Source organism: Buchnera aphidicola (Aphis nasturtii) (genome assembly GCF_005083345.1).
Classification (GTDB): domain Bacteria; phylum Pseudomonadota; class Gammaproteobacteria; order Enterobacterales; family Enterobacteriaceae; genus Buchnera; species Buchnera aphidicola_R.
Genome location: NZ_CP034888.1, coordinates 549,166 through 566,395, shown reverse-complemented (window position 1 = coordinate 566,395; position 17,230 = coordinate 549,166). Strand labels below are relative to the sequence as shown.

Below are 17,230 nucleotides of genomic sequence, written 5' to 3'. Positions count from 1 at the left end.
TTTTTGGTGAGAAAGGGATTCGAACCCTTGATACGTTTCCATATACACGCTTTCCAGGCGTGTTCCTTAAGCCTCTCGGACACCTCACCTTAATTAATTTTTAAAAATATTTATCTTATTTAATCTGAAAAAGTAAATTACGTCAAGTTTTTAATTTATCAAACATCTAAAAATATTTATAGTAAAATTACAAAGAAAAGATAGAAAAAATAATCTTTACTCTGATAGAATGTATTTTCAGTGTTTAATTATTTTAAAAACATTTATTTTTAAATATTTCTCTAAAAACAACTAAGTAAATATAAGGAATAAATTCATTTATGATATACCTATAAATTTTTCAAATTTTTTATAATGTTATTTTATTAAATAATCTAAATATATGAATTTAGAATATTTATTAAATATTTTTATTCATTAAAAAATTTAAAAGTAGTATCATTTAAATTTTATTATTCTATTTTTAGCATTGTATATGTTGCTGACATTAAAATGTTCAGTATAAGTAATTTTAACACATTATTTTAGTAATAAAAATATGGCAGAAAAACGAAATATCTTTTTAATTGGACCTATGGGCGCTGGAAAAAGTACAATTGGTCGTCAATTGTCTCAACAACTTAATATGGAATTTTTTGATTCTGACCAAGAAATTGAAAAACGCACTGGAGCTAGTATCAGTTGGGTATTTGATGTGGAAGGTGAAAATGGTTTTCGAGAAAGAGAAGTTAAAGTAATTAATGAAATTACACAAAAACAAGGAATTATTCTTGCTACAGGTGGAGGATCGATAAAATTTAAAGAAAATCGAAATATATTATCAGCTCGAGGTATTGTTGTATATTTAGAAACAACAATTGAAAAACAGTTATCACGTACAAAAAGAGATAAAAAAAGACCATTACTACAAAAAAATATATCAAATAGAATTATATTAGAAAATTTAGCTATCGAAAGAAACCCGTTATATGAAGAAATAGCAGATTTTAAAATTCATACTGATTCTCAAAGTGCTAAAGCTGTTGCAAATAATATAATTCGTTTATTAGAAAAAATATAGTAATTAATAACTATTCACAGTATATTTGTAGAGTATTATAATTATGGAACAATTACAGGTTGTCTTAGGCGAGCGTAGTTATCCAATTCATATTGGTTCTGGTATTATTGAAGAAGATAATATTTTTCTTCCTTTAAAGCCAGGAAATCAAGCTATGTTAGTAACGAATAAAACATTAGCTAATCTTTTAAAAGATAAAGTATTTTTTCAATTAAGAAAATCAGGAATAAAAATAGATCAGGTAATAATTTCAGATGGTGAACAATTTAAAACATTAAATGAAGTAGAAATGGTCATTTCTGCATTACTTGAAAAAAAACATTCTCGCGATACTACATTAATTGCTCTAGGTGGAGGTGTAGTAGGTGATTTAACTGGTTTTTCAGCATCTATTTATCAGCGAGGAATTCGATTTATTCAAATTCCAACTACTCTTTTAGCACAAGTAGATGCTTCCATCGGTGGAAAAACAGGAGTCAATCATTTATTAGGGAAAAATATGGTAGGATCTTTTTGGCAACCATCTTCAGTTATTGTAGATATTAATTTTTTAAAAACTTTACCTTATAATGAATTAATTTCCGGAATATCTGAAATTATTAAGTATGCTGTTATTTTTGATGAAACATTTTTTAATTGGTTAGAAGAAAATATCGAGAAAATATTGTTATTAGATCACAAATCTATGTGTTTTTGTATTAAAAAATGTTGTGAATTAAAATCAAAAATTATTTCTCTTGATGAACGAGAAAAAAATTTTAGAGCATTATTAAATTTTGGTCATACATATGGTCATGCTATCGAAGCGCATGCTGGGTACGGTAATTGGTTACATGGCGAAGCGATATCAGTAGGTATGGTTATGGCATCGCGTACATCAGAATTACTGGGGTATTTAAAAAAAATAGATTATAAAAGAATAATTTCTTTATTGAAAAAAGCTGGATTACCTATAAAAGGCCCAAAAAATATGTCTGCAGTTTCATATTTACCATATATGATGCGTGATAAAAAAGTAATTTCAGGAGAAATGAGATTAGTTCTTCCTGTTTCTATCGGAAAAGCTAAGGTTTTTTCTGGTATAGATAAAAATATTATTTTAAGTGCAATTAAAGATTCTCAATAAATTTTTTATACTTGAAATATTTTTAAATAATTTATTTTTTAATATCAATTATATTTTAAAAAGTAAATATATTGTAAATTTTTAATAAATAATTTTCAATATTATAAAAATGAAAAATAAACAGCATTAATACTAATGTAGTAAATATTATTTTTCTAAATATTATGTTTATATTCTTAGTTCTTTATAATCTTATATAAATCGAGAAAATTAATATGAAAAATTTTTTATTAGCTCCATCTATTTTATCTGCTGATTTTGCACGTTTAGGAGAAGATACAAAAAAAGTTATTGATTCAGGTGGAGACTGGATTCATTTTGATGTAATGGATAATCATTATGTTCCCAATTTAACAATGGGTCCTATGATTTTAAAATCTTTACGAAATTATAAAATTACTGCACCCATTGACGTTCATTTAATGACGAAACCTGTAGATAATTTAATTCCAAAATTTGCTCAAGCAGGTGCAAATTTTATTACATTTCATCCAGAATCTACTGATCATGTTGATCGTACATTAAATTTAATTAAAGAGCACGGATGCAAAGCTGGTTTAGCATTTAATCCGTCTACTTCTCTTAACTTTTTAGATTATGTAATAGATAAATTAGATGTAATTTTGTTAATGTCAGTAAATCCTGGTTTTGGCAATCAATCATTTTTACCATCTACATTTAATAAATTGCGTGAAGTACGCAAAAGAATTGATTTACATACATCAGATATTTTTTTACAAGTAGATGGAGGAGTTAAATTAGAAAATATTTCTGAAATAGCTTTTTCTGGAGCAAATGTATTTGTGGTTGGTTCTGGAATTTTTGATCATCCTGACTATCAAAAAATTATTAAAAAAATTCGTCAAGAATTAAAATGTTCTAATTTTAAGTCTCTTCATTAATATTTTTTATTTAGGGTTTTTAATTTATGCTTATTAATTCTAAGCCAATATTATTTAGTGCCATACAGCCTTCTGGTCAATTAACTATTGGGAATTATATCGGTACGATGCGTCATTGGTCGAATATGCAGAATAAATATGAATGTTTATATTGTATTGCGGATTTACATGCTTTAACTACAATTAATAAAAAAAAAACATAAAAAATGCAATATTAGATACTTTAGCATTATATTTAGCTTGTGGTGTTGATCCTAATAAAAGCATTATTTTTGTGCAATCACAAGTTTATCAGCATAGTCAGTTAAATTGGATTTTGAGTTGTTTTAGTCAATTTAGCGAACTATCTAGAATGACTCAATTTAAACTTAAAAAAACTCAAAATTGTATAAAAAATAGCAATATTGGTTTATTTAATTATCCTGTTTTAATGGCTTCAGATATCTTATTATATCAAACGAATTTTGTTCCAGTAGGAAAAGATCAAAAACAACACTTAGAATTAACATGTAAAATAGCGAACCGTTTTAATTACTTATACGGAAACGTTTTTACTATACCTAAACCAATGATTAGTCATAATGGTTCTAAAATTATGTCTTTATTAGATCCAATAAAAAAAATGTCTAAATCTGATGTTAATCAAAATAATGTTATTTTTTTATTAGAAGATATTTCTTCTATGCTTTTTAAAATAAAAAATTGTGTTACAGATTCAGAACATCCTCCGAAAATATATTATGATACTAAAAAAAAATCGGGAATCTCTAATTTATTAGAAATTCTTTCTGCTATAACTAAAAAAGAAATTAATATTTTAGAACAAGAATTTAATGGTATTCTGTATAGTGAATTTAAAAATATTGTTGCAGAGAGTCTATCAAAATTTTTATTAAAGTTACAAAAATCCTATGTTAATTATCGTAAAAATGAGTTTTTTTTACAAGAAATCATTGCAAATGGCGCAATAAAAGCTCGTTTAAAATCTCAAGAAACTTTAGAAAAAGTATTTTCTGCTATAGGAATTGACTAGCTTTTCAAATTAATCAGATAAATAAACCAGAAATAGTTATATTCTAGTTTATTTATTATATAAACAATAATTTTTGATATTTTATGTAGTAATGTTGATTTATAAAAAAATTTTATTCTTTGAAATAGATTTTATTTTTACTATTTATTAAAATTAATAAAGATAAAATAAATACTATACTATATAAAATATTTGAGCATATTAAAGTTGCATATAGTCCTTTGTCATCAACGATAGGACTAGTAACTATAAACGTTAATAATGTTCCAATGGTTCCAAAAAATAGAATTATGTTTATTAATTGTGCAGATGGTTTTTTTGTTTGTAATGAAGCTAGTGTAATAATTATTGTATAAATAGCACTAGAAAAAAATCCTAAACTAATAATGAGATATTTCATAATTAAATACATTGAACTATGTATATATACGTACATGAGTATTGCGGAAATACCAGATAGAAAAACAAATATACGTTTTAAATTAAAAAATTTTATTACAAAACTAAAGCACCACATACCAATCATATATGCCATCCAGAAATCGCTTACTAAATTTCCTGTTTTTTTTATATTGATATTCATTATTTCTGTTGCATATTGTGGTACCCAAGAAATAAAACTTAATTGACCTAAAATATATAATAATGCAGATATAGACAATACAATTATATTAAAATTCCATTTTTTAATTTTTTCTGTATACTTAAATTTTTCTTTTGATTCTGGAAAATGTAAGCTAACTGATAAAATAAAAATTATAAAATAAATAATTCCTATACATACATATATCCAATACCATAAAAACTTATTTTCCAACAAATATGCTGCGATAATAGGAAATATCATTCCAGACATACTAAAAAAAGAATCGGTTAATAAAAGTTGTGATCCTCTTTTTGATCCAGAATATAATATTGTAATAATGAAAGTACCAATAGACATGGTAATTCCACTTACTAGTCCTAGTATAAAAATATTAATAGAAAATAATAATATATTTTTAGAAAATATTATTCCTAAAATTGAAATAATAGAAAGTATGAATCCATATATTAATTGTTTTTTTAATGAAATAATATTAATTAGCCATGAATTAAGTAAAATTGATACTAATATGCCTGCATTTAAAAAAGTAAAAATATTGCTCATTTGAGAAATCGATAAATTAAAATAATTAGCAATATCTCCCATTATCATTCCTGTAACTACTATTAATGCACCTGTGAAAGCGTATGAAAAAAAACTAATCCATGTAAGTCCTATTTGGTTAATGTTTTTCACTTTTTTCACCTGTTTTTATAAATTTTAAAATTTTTAAAGTATTAAAAATTGTTTTATATTTTTAACATGTTATTTGTTATAATTATAATTTCATTCAGATGTTAAAATCCAAAATATTTTCTCAATTAAATATAAATCAGATATTGATTTTTATTACTAAAATAAGTTTAAATTTAATAAAATATAATGTATATTTTAATTTGATTAATTTAAACATTTTATTGAATAAATTTTTAATTTTATTTTTTAGATTTATTATTACTTAAAAAATATATTTTTTAAAAATTTATTAATTTAGTAAGTATATATTTTAGGATATTTAATGATATTAAAAAATACATTGGTTACAAGAAATAGTTTTAATAATTTCATTTTACCTTTTTATAATCCTCCTTCTTTTATTCCTATAAAAGGAAAAGGTAGTCGTATTTGGGATCAGCAGGGTAAAGAATATGTTGACTTTTCTGGAGGAATTGCAGTTACATCTTTAGGACATTGTCATCCTTTATTAAATAAAGTATTAAATTATCAAAGTAAAAAAATATGGCATACTAGTAATATTTTTACAAATGAACCAGCTTTAAGATTAGCTAAAAAATTAGTTTTATCAAGTTTTGCATCTCATGTATTTTTTGCTAATTCAGGAGCTGAAGCAAACGAAGCTGCATTTAAATTAGCACGTTACTATGCAACTAAGAAGTATGATGTAAAAAAAAATAATATTATTTCCTTTTATAATTCATTTCATGGTAGAACATTATTTACCGTATCTGTTGGTGGACAATCAAAATATTCCGATTTTTTTGGACCTAAACCTTTAGGAATTCAACATGCGGAATTTAATAAAATTGAAACCGTAAAAAACATAATTAATAAAAATACTTGCGCAATAGTTTTAGAATTAATTCAAGGTGAAGGTGGAATTATTCCCGCATCAAAATCTTTTGTTAGAGAACTTCGATGTTTATGTAATAAATATAATGCATTATTAATTTTTGATGAAGTTCAAACAGGTATAGGTAGAACTGGAAAATTGTTTGCATATGAACATTATGGAATAGAACCTGATATTTTAACAATTGCTAAATCTTTAGGTAGTGGTTTTCCAATTAGCGCAATGTTAACAACTAGTAAAATTCAATCTGTAATTACACCAGGCATACATGGAACAACATACGGAGGGAATCCTCTTGCTTGCGCTATTGCCGAAGCAACAATTAATATTATTAATACAAAAAATATTTTATCTGGTGTCAAACAAAAACTAAAAAGAATTTTATTTGAATTAAATATTATCAACAAACGTTTTAAATTATTTACAGAAATCAGAGGAATGGGTTTATTGATTGGTATTGTATTAGAGTCAAAATTTGTAAAAAAAATACATGATATTTTACATTTTTCATTTTTAGAAGGTGTAATCTTTTTAACTGCAGGAAAAAATGTAATTAGAATGGCTCCTTCATTAATTATTAGTGAATCTGATATCGTTGAAGGAATGAATCGTTTTTATCGCGCTTTAAAAAAATTTTAAAGTTTATTTGTAGATTAAAATAAAATCTCATTTAATAATGTGGTGGTTTTTGTATCCCTAACATTCGATTAATATATAATTTTAAATAATTTATTTTTTTTGATAAATTCTGTATGTTTGCTTGCATATTTTTTATTTCTATTTTATGCAATAAAAGATTATTTTTCAGTTCATCAAAATATATTTTTTGACTACAAATTTTCTTATTTTTTTTTTGTATATTTTTAAACGTATTTATTTTCATTTTTTATCCTTAGTTATTTTAAAATTTTTTTATTTTCTATTTAATATTATATAAAATAATTTTATCTTGTGAAAGATTATTTAATAAAATTTTTAAAAATAGAAATTTATTTAATGGAGCAATAAATGATTTCTTTTCTGCTAAAAAGAATTATGTTTTTATTTTTAATATTTTACATTCCTAGCGTGTTCTCAGAAACACAGTTAAACCCTAAAATGCAATCTTATTCAGAAAATAAAAAAGTTTTTAAAAATGAAAATGAAAAAATAGGATATGCTTTAGGTGTTTCTTTAGGTAATTATGTTAATCAATCTTTTGAAAAACAAAAAAAATTAGGCATTCAATTAGATAAATATAGTCTACTGTCAGGTATTGAAGATGCTATTTCAAATAATTTAAAATTATCTAATCAAGAAATTTCGGAGATTCTTGAGAAACTAGAAAACAGACTTAAGCATGCAACTAAAATACAAATTGAAAACAATAAAAAAGAAAATTTAATTCAAGGACAATTATATATGAAAAAATTTTCCGATATTCAAGGTTCGCATAAAACTCAAAGCGGTCTAATGTATATTATAGATAAACCAGGTTCAGGTGAAGAAATAAAAGAAAATACAGAAATTACTGTACATTACAAGGGTTTTTTCGTTAACGGAGTAGAATTTGATAATTCATATAATCGAGGAAAGCCTGTTGTATTTATATTAAAGGATGTAATATTAGGGTGGCAAGAAGGTCTAAAATACATTAGAAAAGGCGGAAGAATTAAATTAGTTATACCTCCCTCTTTAGGATATGGCAATACTGGGTTAAATGGAATTCCAGGAAATTCTACCTTAGTTTTTGATATAGAGTTAATTGATGCAAAAAATAATTGAGAATATGGAACATAATGTAAAAATATACAATGAACTATACAGTTTTAGTTACAGGACCTGCTTACGGAACACAAAATGCTAGTACAGCTTTTTTATTTTGTAAATCATTAATAAAAATGCATCATGTATTAAATAGTGTATTTTTTTATTGCGATGGTGTTCTTAACGCAAATATTATAAACAAAACACCTGTTGATGAATTTAACTTAATACAAGGTTGGCAAGCATTATATGAAAAATATGATGTGAAGTTATATGTATGCACTAGTTCAGCTGAAAGAAGAGGTGTAGCAGAAGATAATACTATATCTAATTTAAAGAAAGGAAATTTAGCTCCTTTTTTTCAATTAAGCGGGTTACTAGAACTTGGAAATGCTATATATATTTCAGATCGTATAATACAATTTTAATTTAATATAATAATTTTATGAAAAAAATTGCTTTTGTGTTGTCTCATGCTCCACATGGAACAACCTTTGGAAAAGAAGGATTAGATGCTATTTTAGGAACTTCAGCTGTTTTAAAAAAAATCAGTATATTTTTTATTGGTGATGGTATTTTGCAATTATTTAAAAGTTATAAATCAGAAAAAATTTTAACTCGAAATTATACGTCTTTGTTTTATTTATTATCTTTATATGAAATAAAAGATTTTTATTGTTGTAAATTATCTTTATTGCAAAAGGGATTTAATGTTAACACTAAATTTATATTACCGGTGAATATATTAAATTCATATTCTTTACGCGCTAAGTTAGACAATTATGATGCAATTATTAATTTTTAAAGAAAATTTATTATGTTACATACTTTAATACAATCTCCTTACAAAACTAATATACCTCTTCTTACAAGTATATTAAAGAAACAAGATGATTTTTTAGCTTTACAAGATGGTGTTTTGATTGCTTTAAAAAATAGTGTTTTTGTAGATAGTATTGTTTTTACTTCAGCAAATTTATATCTCATAAAAGAAGATGTTAACGCTCGAGGAATTATAAATAATATCTCTAGCGACTTTATATTGATTAGTTATATTCATTTCGTTTCATTAACACTTAAAAATAAAACACAGATGGCTTGGTAAAGTACGTTTAGTTGTTTTAATTTACATATCCAGTCTAAAATTCTACATTATAATATAATCTCAATTTTTTTATTATGGTAAAATTAATCATAAAATCAATTATCAATAGGAACTTATATGGCCACAGTTAATCAATTGGTCCGAAAACCTCGTTTACGCAAAGCAATTAAAACAAATGTACCTGCTTTGTCAAATAGCCCTCAAAAAAGAGGAGTTTGCACTCGCGTTTATACAACTACTCCTAAAAAACCTAATTCTGCGTTACGTAAAGTTTGTCGTGTAAGATTAACTAATGGATTTGAAGTTACAGCATATATAGGTGGAGAAGGTCATAATTTACAAGAACATTCTGTTATTTTAATACGTGGTGGAAGAGTAAAAGATTTGCCTGGGGTTCGATATCATGTCATTCGAGGTTCTTTAGATTGTGCTGGTGTTAAAGATAGAAAAAAAAGTCGTTCTAAATATGGTGTTAAAAAAACAAAAGTTTAATTACTTAAAAATAATAATATAAATTTTAAGGAGTTTTTATGCCTCGTCGCCGTATTATTACTGCTCGAAAAATTTTACCTGATCCAAAATTTTCTTCGGATTTATTAGCTAAGTTTATTAATATTTTAATGATAGATGGGAAAAAATCTATCGCTGAAGTGATTGTTTATACTGCTTTAAAAAATTTATCGAAACGAACAGAAAAAGATGAATTAGAAGCATTTGAAATTGCTTTGGAGAATGTTCGACCAAGTGTAGAAGTTAAATCGCGTCGAGTTGGAGGTTCTACATATCAAGTTCCCGTCGAAGTACGTCCAGTACGTAGAAATGCATTAGCTATGCGATGGATTATAGATTCTGCTCGAAAAAGATCAGATAAATCTATGGCTTTACGCTTATCAAATGAATTATATGATGCATTAGATAATAAAGGAGCTTCCGTCAAAAAAAAAGAAGAAGTGCATCGTATGGCAGAAGCAAATAAAGCGTTTGCTCATTATCGTTGGTAAGTTTTAAAGTTTTTTACTTTATACTTATCAAGTATTTTAGTCTTTTACTCAATAACAATAACCTTTAAAACTAAAAGTAAAATTTATTATGTCTCGTACAACACCTATTTCTCGATATCGTAACATTGGAATTAGTGCTCATATAGATGCTGGTAAAACAACTACTACAGAAAGAATTCTGTTTTATACTGGAATCAATCATAAAATTGGTGAAGTACATGATGGAGCAGCAACAATGGATTGGATGGAGCAAGAACAAGAGAGAGGGATTACAATTACGTCTGCCGCTACTACTGCTTTTTGGTCTGGTATGGGTAAACAATTTCAACCTCATAGAATTAATATTATTGATACTCCTGGGCATGTAGATTTTACGATAGAAGTAGAGCGTTCTATGCGTGTTTTAGATGGTGCAGTTATGGTTTATTGTGCGGTTGGAGGTGTTCAACCTCAATCTGAAACTGTTTGGAGACAAGCTAATAAATATAATGTACCGCGTATAGCTTTTATAAATAAAATGGATCGTATGGGTGCAAATTTTTTAAAATCTGTAAAACAAATTAAAACACGATTAGGAGGTAATCCTGTACCTTTGCAGTTACCGATTGGTTCAGAAGAATATTTTACAGGTGTAATAGATTTAATTAAAATGAAAGCAATTGAATGGCAAGATCTTGATCAGGGAATTACTTTTACTTATAAAGATATTCCTTCAGATATGCATGAGCTATCTGAAAAATGGCATCAAAATTTAATTGAATCTGCTGTAGAATCTAATGAAAATCTTATGGAAAAATACTTAAATGGACAAGAATTATCTGAAAAAGAAATAAAATCAGCTTTAAGGAACCGTTCTTTAAATAATGAAATTACACTGATTACTTGTGGTTCGGCATTTAAAAATAAAGGTGTACAAGCGTTATTAGATGCAATAATTGAATATTTACCTGCTCCTAATGATATTCAAGATATTAAAGGTGTTTTAAATAAAAGAACAAATATTCCTGCTATTAGATCGTCAAATGATAATGCTCCATTTTCAGCTTTAGCATTTAAAATTGCTAGTGATCCATTTGTAGGTAATTTAACATTTTTTAGAGTATATTCTGGAATAGTAAAATCAGGAGATACTGTATTTAATTCTGTTAAATCTCAGCGCGAAAGATTTGGTAGAATTGTTCAGATGCATGCAAATAAAAGAGAAGAAATAAAAGAGGTATATGCAGGCGATATAGCAGCAGCTATTGGATTAAAGGACGTTACTACTGGAGATACGCTTTGCGATTTAAATAAACCTATTATATTAGAACGTATGGAATTTCCAGATCCAGTAATATCAATTTCAGTAGAACCTAGAACAAAAGCTGATCAAGAAAAAATGGGTTTAGCATTAAATAGATTAGCCAAAGAAGATCCTTCTTTTAGAGTGCATACTGATCAAGAATCTAATCAAACAATTATTTCTGGAATGGGTGAGCTACATTTAGAAATTATCGTTGATCGAATGAAACGAGAATTTAGTGTAGATGCTAATATTGGCCAACCACAAGTAGCATATCGTGAAACAATTTTAAATAAAGTTACTGATATTGAAGGTAAACATATTAAACAATCTGGTGGTAGAGGTCAGTATGGTCATGTTGTTATAGAATTGTTTCCATTAGAACCTGGAGGTTTGGGGTATTCCTTTATTAATGATATTAAAGGCGGTGTAATACCTAGTGAGTACATCTCTGCTATTGATAAAGGTATTCAAGAACAATTAAAATATGGACCTTTAGCAGGTTACCCTGTTGTAGATATAGGAGTTCGTCTTTATTTTGGCTCTTATCATGATGTTGATTCTTCAGAGTTAGCATTTAAGCTTGCTGCTTCTTTAGCATTTAAAAATGGTTTTAAACAAGCTAAACCTGTTTTATTAGAACCTATTATGAAAGTTGAAGTAGAAACACCAGATGACTATATGGGCGATGTTATTGGCGATTTAAATCGTCGAAGAGGTGTAATTGAAGGTATGAAAGATTTAGCTATAGGTAAAATTATTAATGCTTGTGTGCCCTTATCTGAAATGTTTGGTTATGCAACTGATTTACGTTCTCAAACACAAGGAAGAGCTTCTTATTCAATGGAATTTTTAAAATATGTAGAAGCACCATCTAGTGTTTCTGATTTAATTATTCATAAAAAAAGTAAATAATTTTATTTTAAAAAATTTTTATAACTAAAATTATAAAGGATAAAAAAATGTCAAAAGAAAAATTTCAACGTTTAAAACCTCATATCAACGTAGGAACTATTGGTCATGTAGATCATGGAAAAACAACATTAACTGCAGCAATTACTACTGTATTATCAAAAAAATATGGAGGTTCTGCACGTGCTTTTGATCAAATAGATAATGCTCCAGAAGAAAAAGCTAGGGGTATAACAATTAATACTTCGCATGTAGAATATGATACTGAATTAAGGCATTATGCGCACGTTGATTGTCCAGGTCATGCAGATTATATTAAAAATATGATTACTGGTGCTGCTCAGATGGATGGAGCTATTTTAGTGGTTGCAGCTACTGATGGCCCTATGCCTCAAACGCGTGAACATATTTTACTCGGTAGACAAGTTGGTGTTCCTTACATTGTTGTTTTCTTAAATAAATGTGATATGGTAGATGACGAAGAATTATTAGAGTTAGTAGAAATGGAAGTGCGTGATTTATTAACTCAATATGATTTTCCAGGTGACGATACTCCTATTGTTCGTGGATCTGCATTAAAGGCGTTAGAAGGTGATCCTGAGTGGGAATCGAAAATATTAGAACTATCTCAATTTTTAGATAGCTATATTCCAGAACCCAAAAGAGCAATTGATCAATCTTTTTTATTACCTATAGAAGATGTTTTTTCTATATCAGGAAGAGGTACTGTTGTTACTGGAAGAGTGGAAAAAGGAATTATTAAGGTTGGTGAAGAAGTAGAAATTGTAGGAATTAAAAAAACAACTAAAACCACTTGCACTGGCGTAGAAATGTTTAGAAAATTATTAGATGAAGGTCGTGCTGGCGAAAATGTAGGTGTTTTACTGCGAGGAACAAAACGTGATGAAATTGAAAGAGGTCAAGTTTTAGCTAAACCTGGTAGTATTCATCCGCACACAACATTTGAGTCCGAAGTATATGTTTTATCTAAAGAAGAAGGCGGTCGACATACTCCATTTTTTAAAGGGTATCGTCCTCAGTTTTATTTTCGAACTACTGATGTGACAGGTTCTATTGAATTACCTGAAGGCGTAGAAATGGTAATGCCAGGAGATAATATCAAAATGACTGTTAATCTAATCCATCCTATTGCTATGACAGATGGATTACGATTTGCTATACGTGAAGGTGGTAGAACTGTTGGCGCTGGTGTTGTGTCTAAAGTTTTAGCTTAATGTTTTATATTGTACTTGGTTGAATTTATTAAGAAAAGAGTATACAATGCTCTTTTCTTGGTATTGCAATAAATACTATAAATAATATCTAAAATGAAATAATTTTATAGAATTAAAGATATTGTTTAATTTCAAATATTTTAAAATACTCCTAATATAGGAGTTATATAGAAGTTATTATTAATTACATCCAATCTCTAATATATAGAGAGAGGGCGAAATTTTTATTTTTTAATAAAATTGGAGTTCTGGTATAATGCAGAACCAAAGAATTCGTATTCGTTTAAAAGCATTTGATCATAGATTAATTGATCAATCAACTACAGAAATCGTTGAAACAGCGAAAAGAACTGGAGCACAAGTGCGTGGTCCTATTCCATTACCCACTCGTAAGGAGCGATTTACTATTTTAATTTCTCCACATGTTAATAAGGACGCACGTGATCAATATGAAATACGTACACATAAAAGATTAATTGATATAGTAGAACCTACTGAAAAAACTGTTGATGCACTAATGCGACTTGATCTTGCCGCTGGTGTAGATGTTCAAATTAGTTTAGGTTAATTAGATAGATATATAAGGTTTTTAAAATGATTGGTTTAATTGGTAAAAAACTTGGTATGACTCGTATTTTTACTAAGGAAGGGTATTCGGTTCCTGTTACTGTAATTGAGTTTAAAGACAATCGAATCACACAAATAAAAAACGTAGTAACTGATGGGTATTGTGCTATTCAAATTACAACAGGCATAAAAAAGTTAAATAAACTTAAAAAACCACAATCAGGTCATTTTTTAAAAGCAGGTGTGACTCCAGGTTATGGTTTATGGGAATTTAAAATAAATATAAATGATAATTTTAAATTAGGTCAAATTATTAAAGTTAATATTTTTAATGATGTTAGAAAAGTAGATATTACAGGCGTTTCTAAAGGTAAAGGTTTTTCTGGTACTGTCAAACGTTGGAACTTTCGTACTCAAGATGCAACACATGGAAATTCATTATCTCATAGAGTTCCAGGTTCTATTGGTCAAAATCAAACTCCTGGAAGAGTTTTTAAAGGAAAAAAAATGGCAGGACAATTAGGGAATAAACGTGTTACAGTACAAAATTTAAATATAATACGTATTGATGAAAATCGTAATTTACTTTTAGTAAAAGGCGCCGTTCCAGGGTTTACAGGTAGTGATCTTATTGTTAAACCAGCTATTAAGATTTGAGGAATAAGGAATTAAGCATGGAATTAGTAGTTAAAGACGTGCAAAACCTTCTTAGTGTTTCTGAAATCATTTTTGCTCGAGATTTTAATGAAGCTCTAATTCATCAAGTGGTTGTTGCTTATTCAGCGTCTACTCGTCAAGGTACGAGAGCACAGAAAAGTCGTGCTGATGTTTCTGGTTCAGGTAGAAAACCATGGCGTCAAAAAGGAACTGGACGTGCTCGTGCAGGTTCTTTTAGAAGTCCTATTTGGCGTTCAGGAGGCGTGACATTTGCCGCAAAACCTCAAGAACATTCTCAAAAAATTAACAAGAAAATGTATCGTGGTGCATTAAAAAGTATTTTTTCTGAATTAATACGTCAAAAACGATTAATTGTTTTTCAAGATTTTTCATTAATGCTACCTAAAACAAAGCTATTAGTTGAAAAATTAAAAGAAATAAATTTAAAAAATGTTTTAATTATTACAAGCAAAATAGATAACAACTTATTTCTTGCTTCTAGAAATTTATATTCCGTTGATGTAAAAGATGTATATTCGATAGATCCAGTAAGCTTGATTGCTTTTGAGCATATTTTAATTACTGTTGAAGCTTTGAAAAAAATAGAGGAAATACTTTCATGATTTCTGAAGAGCGTTTGTTCAAAATATTACTCTCTCCCCATATTTCTGAAAAATCATCTATATTAATGGAAAAATTTAATACTGTTGTTTTAAAAGTTTTAAAAAACTCTACTAAATATGAAATTAAATCTGCAGTACAAAAATTATTTAATATACAGGTAGACAGTGTCAAAACAGTATATGTTCAAGGAAAAAAAAAGCGTCAATCTAACCGTGTTGTTTTTCGAAAAGATTGGAAAAAAGCATATATTAAAGTAAAAAAAGGTCAAAATTTAGATTTTATAAGTAATATAGAAAGTAGTTAGAGGAAATAAAAATGGCAATTGTTAAATGTAAGCCGACATCCCCAGGTCGACGTCATGTTATTAAAGTTGTCAATAAGGAATTGTATAAAGGAAACCCATATGCTTCACTTATTACAAAAAAAAGTAAAACTGGAGGACGCAATAACAATGGTAGAATTACAACTCGACATATTGGAGGAGGTCATAAGCGAGCGTACCGTATAATAGATTTTAAAAGAAATAAAGATAATATAGATGCTGTAATAGAGAGATTAGAATACGATCCTAATCGTTCTTCTAACATTGCTTTAATACTATATAAAGATGGAAAAAGAAGTTATATTTTAGCGCCTAAAGGTTTAAAGATAGGTGATATTGTTACTTCAGGATCAAGCGCTCCTATTAAGATAGGAAATACTTTACCAATTAAAGATATCCCTGTTGGTTCATTTATTCATAATGTCGAAATAAAACCAGGAAAAGGCGGTCAAATTGCGCGATCCGCAGGAAGTTATGTACAGTTAGTAGCGCGTGATAAAGATTACGCTACTTTACGATTACGATCTGGTGAAATGAGAAGAACTGAATCTAATTGTAGAGGTACGATTGGTGAAGTAGGTAATGCAGAACATATGTTAAAAGTATTAGGAAAAGCTGGTGCTTCGCGATGGGTTGGAATTCGACCTACTGTACGAGGCACTGCTATGAACCCAGTTGATCATCCTCATGGAGGTGGTGAAGGAAGAAATTTTGGAAAACATCCAGTAACTCCTTGGGGCGTTCAAACAAAGGGAAAGAAAACCCGAAGAAATAAACGTACTGAAAAATTTATTTTACGTCATCGTCACAAATAACTTTAGAGAATCATTTTATGCCACGTTCTTTGAAAAAAGGCCCTTTTATTGATGTAAGTTTATTAAAAAAAGTAGAACAAGCAGTAAAGTTAAATGATAAAAAACCTTTAAAAACTTGGTCTAGACGTTCAACGGTATTTCCAAATATGGTTGGTTTAACAATATCTGTTCATAATGGTCGAAACCATATTCCAGTCTTTATTACTGAAGAAATGGTTGGGCATAAATTAGGTGAATTTTCTTTAACTCGTACCTACAGAGGACATACTGCAGATAAAAAAGTAAAAAAACGTTAGAAAAAAGAGGAATAAATGGAAACTTTAGCTCAATGTCGAAAAGTTCGATCTTCTGCTCAAAAAATTCGTTTAATAGCAGATTTAGTTAGAGGTAAAAAAGTACCAATAGCATTAAATATATTGAATTTTCATAATAAAAAAGCCGCGGTTTTAGTTAAAAAAGTATTAGAATCAGCAATAGCAAACGCAGAACACAATAACGGTATTGATATAGATCAATTAAAGGTTAAAAATATATTTGTAGATGAAGGTTCTACAATGAAACGAATGATGCCTCGCGCTAAAGGACGAGCAGATCGTATTTTAAAACGTACTAGTCATATAACTGTAATTGTTTCTGATTGTTAGTTTTTTTTTGTAGGGGATAAGG

At 27.8% G+C, this 17,230-nt stretch carries 21 protein-coding genes, 1 tRNA gene and 1 pseudogene; 20 read left to right on the top strand and 3 right to left on the bottom strand.

Translation table 11 applies throughout. The features are described 5' to 3' along the window. Positions 1-4: 4 nt before the first annotated feature. Positions 5-89 (bottom strand) — tRNA-Ser (locus tag D9V63_RS02730). Positions 90-538: 449 nt separating this feature from the next. Here D9V63_RS02730 and aroK point away from each other — a divergent pair. The 4 genes and pseudogenes from aroK to trpS all read left to right on the top strand — a co-directional run bounded on the left by aroK (position 539) and on the right by trpS (position 4,121). Continuing rightward, positions 539-1,060: a shikimate kinase AroK gene (gene aroK, locus D9V63_RS02725; RefSeq protein WP_158369158.1), complete on the top strand. Its 522-nt coding sequence runs from the start codon at positions 539-541 to the stop codon at positions 1,058-1,060. 43 nt (positions 1,061-1,103) lie between these two features. Beyond that, positions 1,104-2,186 carry a 3-dehydroquinate synthase gene (gene aroB / locus D9V63_RS02720; protein WP_187308578.1) on the top strand — a complete coding sequence of 361 codons (1,083 nt, stop codon included), beginning with the start codon at positions 1,104-1,106 and terminating at the stop codon, positions 2,184-2,186. A gap of 215 nt (positions 2,187-2,401) precedes the next feature. Further along, positions 2,402-3,088: a ribulose-phosphate 3-epimerase gene (gene rpe, locus D9V63_RS02715; protein WP_158369154.1), complete on the top strand. Its 687-nt coding sequence runs from the start codon at positions 2,402-2,404 to the stop codon at positions 3,086-3,088. A 26-nt stretch (positions 3,089-3,114) separates the two neighbouring features. Further along, positions 3,115-4,121 (top strand): annotated as a pseudogene (gene trpS / locus D9V63_RS02710) (tryptophan--tRNA ligase). Between the two features lie 112 nt (positions 4,122-4,233). On the opposite strand, the gene tsgA reads toward trpS, so the two are convergent. After that, positions 4,234-5,403, bottom strand: a complete 1,170-nt coding sequence (gene tsgA, locus D9V63_RS02705) for an MFS transporter TsgA (RefSeq protein WP_158369152.1) — start codon at positions 5,401-5,403, stop codon at positions 4,234-4,236. 322 nt (positions 5,404-5,725) lie between these two features. Between tsgA and D9V63_RS02700 the strand changes: the two genes are divergently transcribed. Then, entirely contained in the window at positions 5,726-6,937 is a 1,212-nt protein-coding gene (locus tag D9V63_RS02700; RefSeq protein ID WP_158369150.1) for an aspartate aminotransferase family protein, read from the top strand. Between the two features lie 31 nt (positions 6,938-6,968). Here D9V63_RS02700 and D9V63_RS02695 read toward each other — a convergent pair whose 3' ends face one another. Next, positions 6,969-7,181, bottom strand: coding sequence for a hypothetical protein (locus D9V63_RS02695; protein WP_158369148.1), 213 nt, complete (start codon positions 7,179-7,181; stop codon positions 6,969-6,971). A 125-nt stretch (positions 7,182-7,306) separates the two neighbouring features. Between D9V63_RS02695 and fkpA the strand changes: the two genes are divergently transcribed. From fkpA to rplV, 15 genes are all read left to right on the top strand, one after another. Continuing rightward, the gene (gene fkpA, locus D9V63_RS02690; RefSeq protein WP_158369146.1) at positions 7,307-8,062 is read left to right on the top strand and encodes an FKBP-type peptidyl-prolyl cis-trans isomerase; all 756 of its coding nucleotides are present in this window, start codon (positions 7,307-7,309) and stop codon (positions 8,060-8,062) included. Positions 8,063-8,091: 29 nt separating this feature from the next. Further along, entirely contained in the window at positions 8,092-8,472 is a 381-nt protein-coding gene (gene tusD, locus D9V63_RS02685) for a sulfurtransferase complex subunit TusD (RefSeq protein ID WP_158369144.1), read from the top strand. A gap of 17 nt (positions 8,473-8,489) precedes the next feature. Beyond that, a complete protein-coding gene (gene tusC, locus D9V63_RS02680) occupies positions 8,490-8,849 on the top strand; it encodes a sulfurtransferase complex subunit TusC (RefSeq protein ID WP_158369142.1) in 360 nt (119 codons plus the stop codon). 12 nt (positions 8,850-8,861) lie between these two features. Next, positions 8,862-9,149, top strand: coding sequence for a sulfurtransferase complex subunit TusB (gene tusB / locus D9V63_RS02675; RefSeq protein ID WP_158369140.1), 288 nt, complete (start codon positions 8,862-8,864; stop codon positions 9,147-9,149). Positions 9,150-9,266: 117 nt separating this feature from the next. Further along, positions 9,267-9,641: a 30S ribosomal protein S12 gene (gene rpsL, locus D9V63_RS02670; protein ID WP_158369138.1), complete on the top strand. Its 375-nt coding sequence runs from the start codon at positions 9,267-9,269 to the stop codon at positions 9,639-9,641. A gap of 38 nt (positions 9,642-9,679) precedes the next feature. Next, positions 9,680-10,150, top strand: a complete 471-nt coding sequence (gene rpsG / locus D9V63_RS02665) for a 30S ribosomal protein S7 (protein ID WP_158369136.1) — start codon at positions 9,680-9,682, stop codon at positions 10,148-10,150. 88 nt (positions 10,151-10,238) lie between these two features. Beyond that, entirely contained in the window at positions 10,239-12,347 is a 2,109-nt protein-coding gene (gene fusA, locus D9V63_RS02660) for an elongation factor G (RefSeq protein ID WP_158369134.1), read from the top strand. 47 nt (positions 12,348-12,394) lie between these two features. Further along, the gene (tuf, locus tag D9V63_RS02655) at positions 12,395-13,579 is read left to right on the top strand and encodes an elongation factor Tu (protein ID WP_158369132.1); all 1,185 of its coding nucleotides are present in this window, start codon (positions 12,395-12,397) and stop codon (positions 13,577-13,579) included. 256 nt (positions 13,580-13,835) lie between these two features. Continuing rightward, on the top strand, positions 13,836-14,147 hold the full coding sequence (rpsJ, locus tag D9V63_RS02650) for a 30S ribosomal protein S10 (protein WP_053940444.1): 312 nt from the start codon (positions 13,836-13,838) through the stop codon (positions 14,145-14,147). A gap of 26 nt (positions 14,148-14,173) precedes the next feature. Further along, on the top strand, positions 14,174-14,803 hold the full coding sequence (rplC, locus tag D9V63_RS02645) for a 50S ribosomal protein L3 (RefSeq protein WP_158369130.1): 630 nt from the start codon (positions 14,174-14,176) through the stop codon (positions 14,801-14,803). 17 nt (positions 14,804-14,820) lie between these two features. Next, entirely contained in the window at positions 14,821-15,426 is a 606-nt protein-coding gene (rplD, locus tag D9V63_RS02640) for a 50S ribosomal protein L4 (RefSeq protein WP_158369128.1), read from the top strand. Continuing rightward, positions 15,423-15,731: a 50S ribosomal protein L23 gene (gene rplW / locus D9V63_RS02635; protein ID WP_158369126.1), complete on the top strand. Its 309-nt coding sequence runs from the start codon at positions 15,423-15,425 to the stop codon at positions 15,729-15,731. Before rplD ends, rplW begins: the two co-directional genes overlap by 4 nt. 11 nt (positions 15,732-15,742) lie before the next feature. Beyond that, entirely contained in the window at positions 15,743-16,564 is an 822-nt protein-coding gene (rplB, locus tag D9V63_RS02630; protein WP_158369124.1) for a 50S ribosomal protein L2, read from the top strand. A 17-nt stretch (positions 16,565-16,581) separates the two neighbouring features. Beyond that, the gene (rpsS, locus tag D9V63_RS02625; RefSeq protein ID WP_158369122.1) at positions 16,582-16,860 is read left to right on the top strand and encodes a 30S ribosomal protein S19; all 279 of its coding nucleotides are present in this window, start codon (positions 16,582-16,584) and stop codon (positions 16,858-16,860) included. A gap of 15 nt (positions 16,861-16,875) precedes the next feature. Further along, complete coding sequence (rplV, locus tag D9V63_RS02620) at positions 16,876-17,208, top strand: 50S ribosomal protein L22 (RefSeq protein WP_158369120.1); 333 nt, start codon at positions 16,876-16,878, stop codon at positions 17,206-17,208. Positions 17,209-17,230: the final 22 nt, after the last annotated feature.

Excerpts from the sequence above, each read along its gene's own strand:
- aroK (WP_158369158.1), top strand. The coding sequence starts at position 539 with ATGGCAGAAAAACGAAATATCTTTTTAATTGGACCTATGGGCGCTGGA.
- aroB (WP_187308578.1), top strand. The coding sequence starts at position 1,104 with ATGGAACAATTACAGGTTGTCTTAGGCGAGCGTAGTTATCCAATTCAT.
- rpe (WP_158369154.1), top strand. The coding sequence starts at position 2,402 with ATGAAAAATTTTTTATTAGCTCCATCTATTTTATCTGCTGATTTTGCA.
- D9V63_RS02700 (WP_158369150.1), top strand. The coding sequence starts at position 5,726 with ATGATATTAAAAAATACATTGGTTACAAGAAATAGTTTTAATAATTTC.
- D9V63_RS02695 (WP_158369148.1), bottom strand. The coding sequence starts at position 7,181 with ATGAAAATAAATACGTTTAAAAATATACAAAAAAAAAATAAGAAAATT.
- fkpA (WP_158369146.1), top strand. The coding sequence starts at position 7,307 with ATGATTTCTTTTCTGCTAAAAAGAATTATGTTTTTATTTTTAATATTT.
- tusD (WP_158369144.1), top strand. The coding sequence starts at position 8,092 with ATGAACTATACAGTTTTAGTTACAGGACCTGCTTACGGAACACAAAAT.
- tusC (WP_158369142.1), top strand. The coding sequence starts at position 8,490 with ATGAAAAAAATTGCTTTTGTGTTGTCTCATGCTCCACATGGAACAACC.
- tusB (WP_158369140.1), top strand. The coding sequence starts at position 8,862 with ATGTTACATACTTTAATACAATCTCCTTACAAAACTAATATACCTCTT.
- rpsL (WP_158369138.1), top strand. The coding sequence starts at position 9,267 with ATGGCCACAGTTAATCAATTGGTCCGAAAACCTCGTTTACGCAAAGCA.
- rpsG (WP_158369136.1), top strand. The coding sequence starts at position 9,680 with ATGCCTCGTCGCCGTATTATTACTGCTCGAAAAATTTTACCTGATCCA.
- fusA (WP_158369134.1), top strand. The coding sequence starts at position 10,239 with ATGTCTCGTACAACACCTATTTCTCGATATCGTAACATTGGAATTAGT.
- tuf (WP_158369132.1), top strand. The coding sequence starts at position 12,395 with ATGTCAAAAGAAAAATTTCAACGTTTAAAACCTCATATCAACGTAGGA.
- rpsJ (WP_053940444.1), top strand. The coding sequence starts at position 13,836 with ATGCAGAACCAAAGAATTCGTATTCGTTTAAAAGCATTTGATCATAGA.
- rplC (WP_158369130.1), top strand. The coding sequence starts at position 14,174 with ATGATTGGTTTAATTGGTAAAAAACTTGGTATGACTCGTATTTTTACT.
- rplD (WP_158369128.1), top strand. The coding sequence starts at position 14,821 with ATGGAATTAGTAGTTAAAGACGTGCAAAACCTTCTTAGTGTTTCTGAA.
- rplW (WP_158369126.1), top strand. The coding sequence starts at position 15,423 with ATGATTTCTGAAGAGCGTTTGTTCAAAATATTACTCTCTCCCCATATT.
- rplB (WP_158369124.1), top strand. The coding sequence starts at position 15,743 with ATGGCAATTGTTAAATGTAAGCCGACATCCCCAGGTCGACGTCATGTT.
- rpsS (WP_158369122.1), top strand. The coding sequence starts at position 16,582 with ATGCCACGTTCTTTGAAAAAAGGCCCTTTTATTGATGTAAGTTTATTA.
- rplV (WP_158369120.1), top strand. The coding sequence starts at position 16,876 with ATGGAAACTTTAGCTCAATGTCGAAAAGTTCGATCTTCTGCTCAAAAA.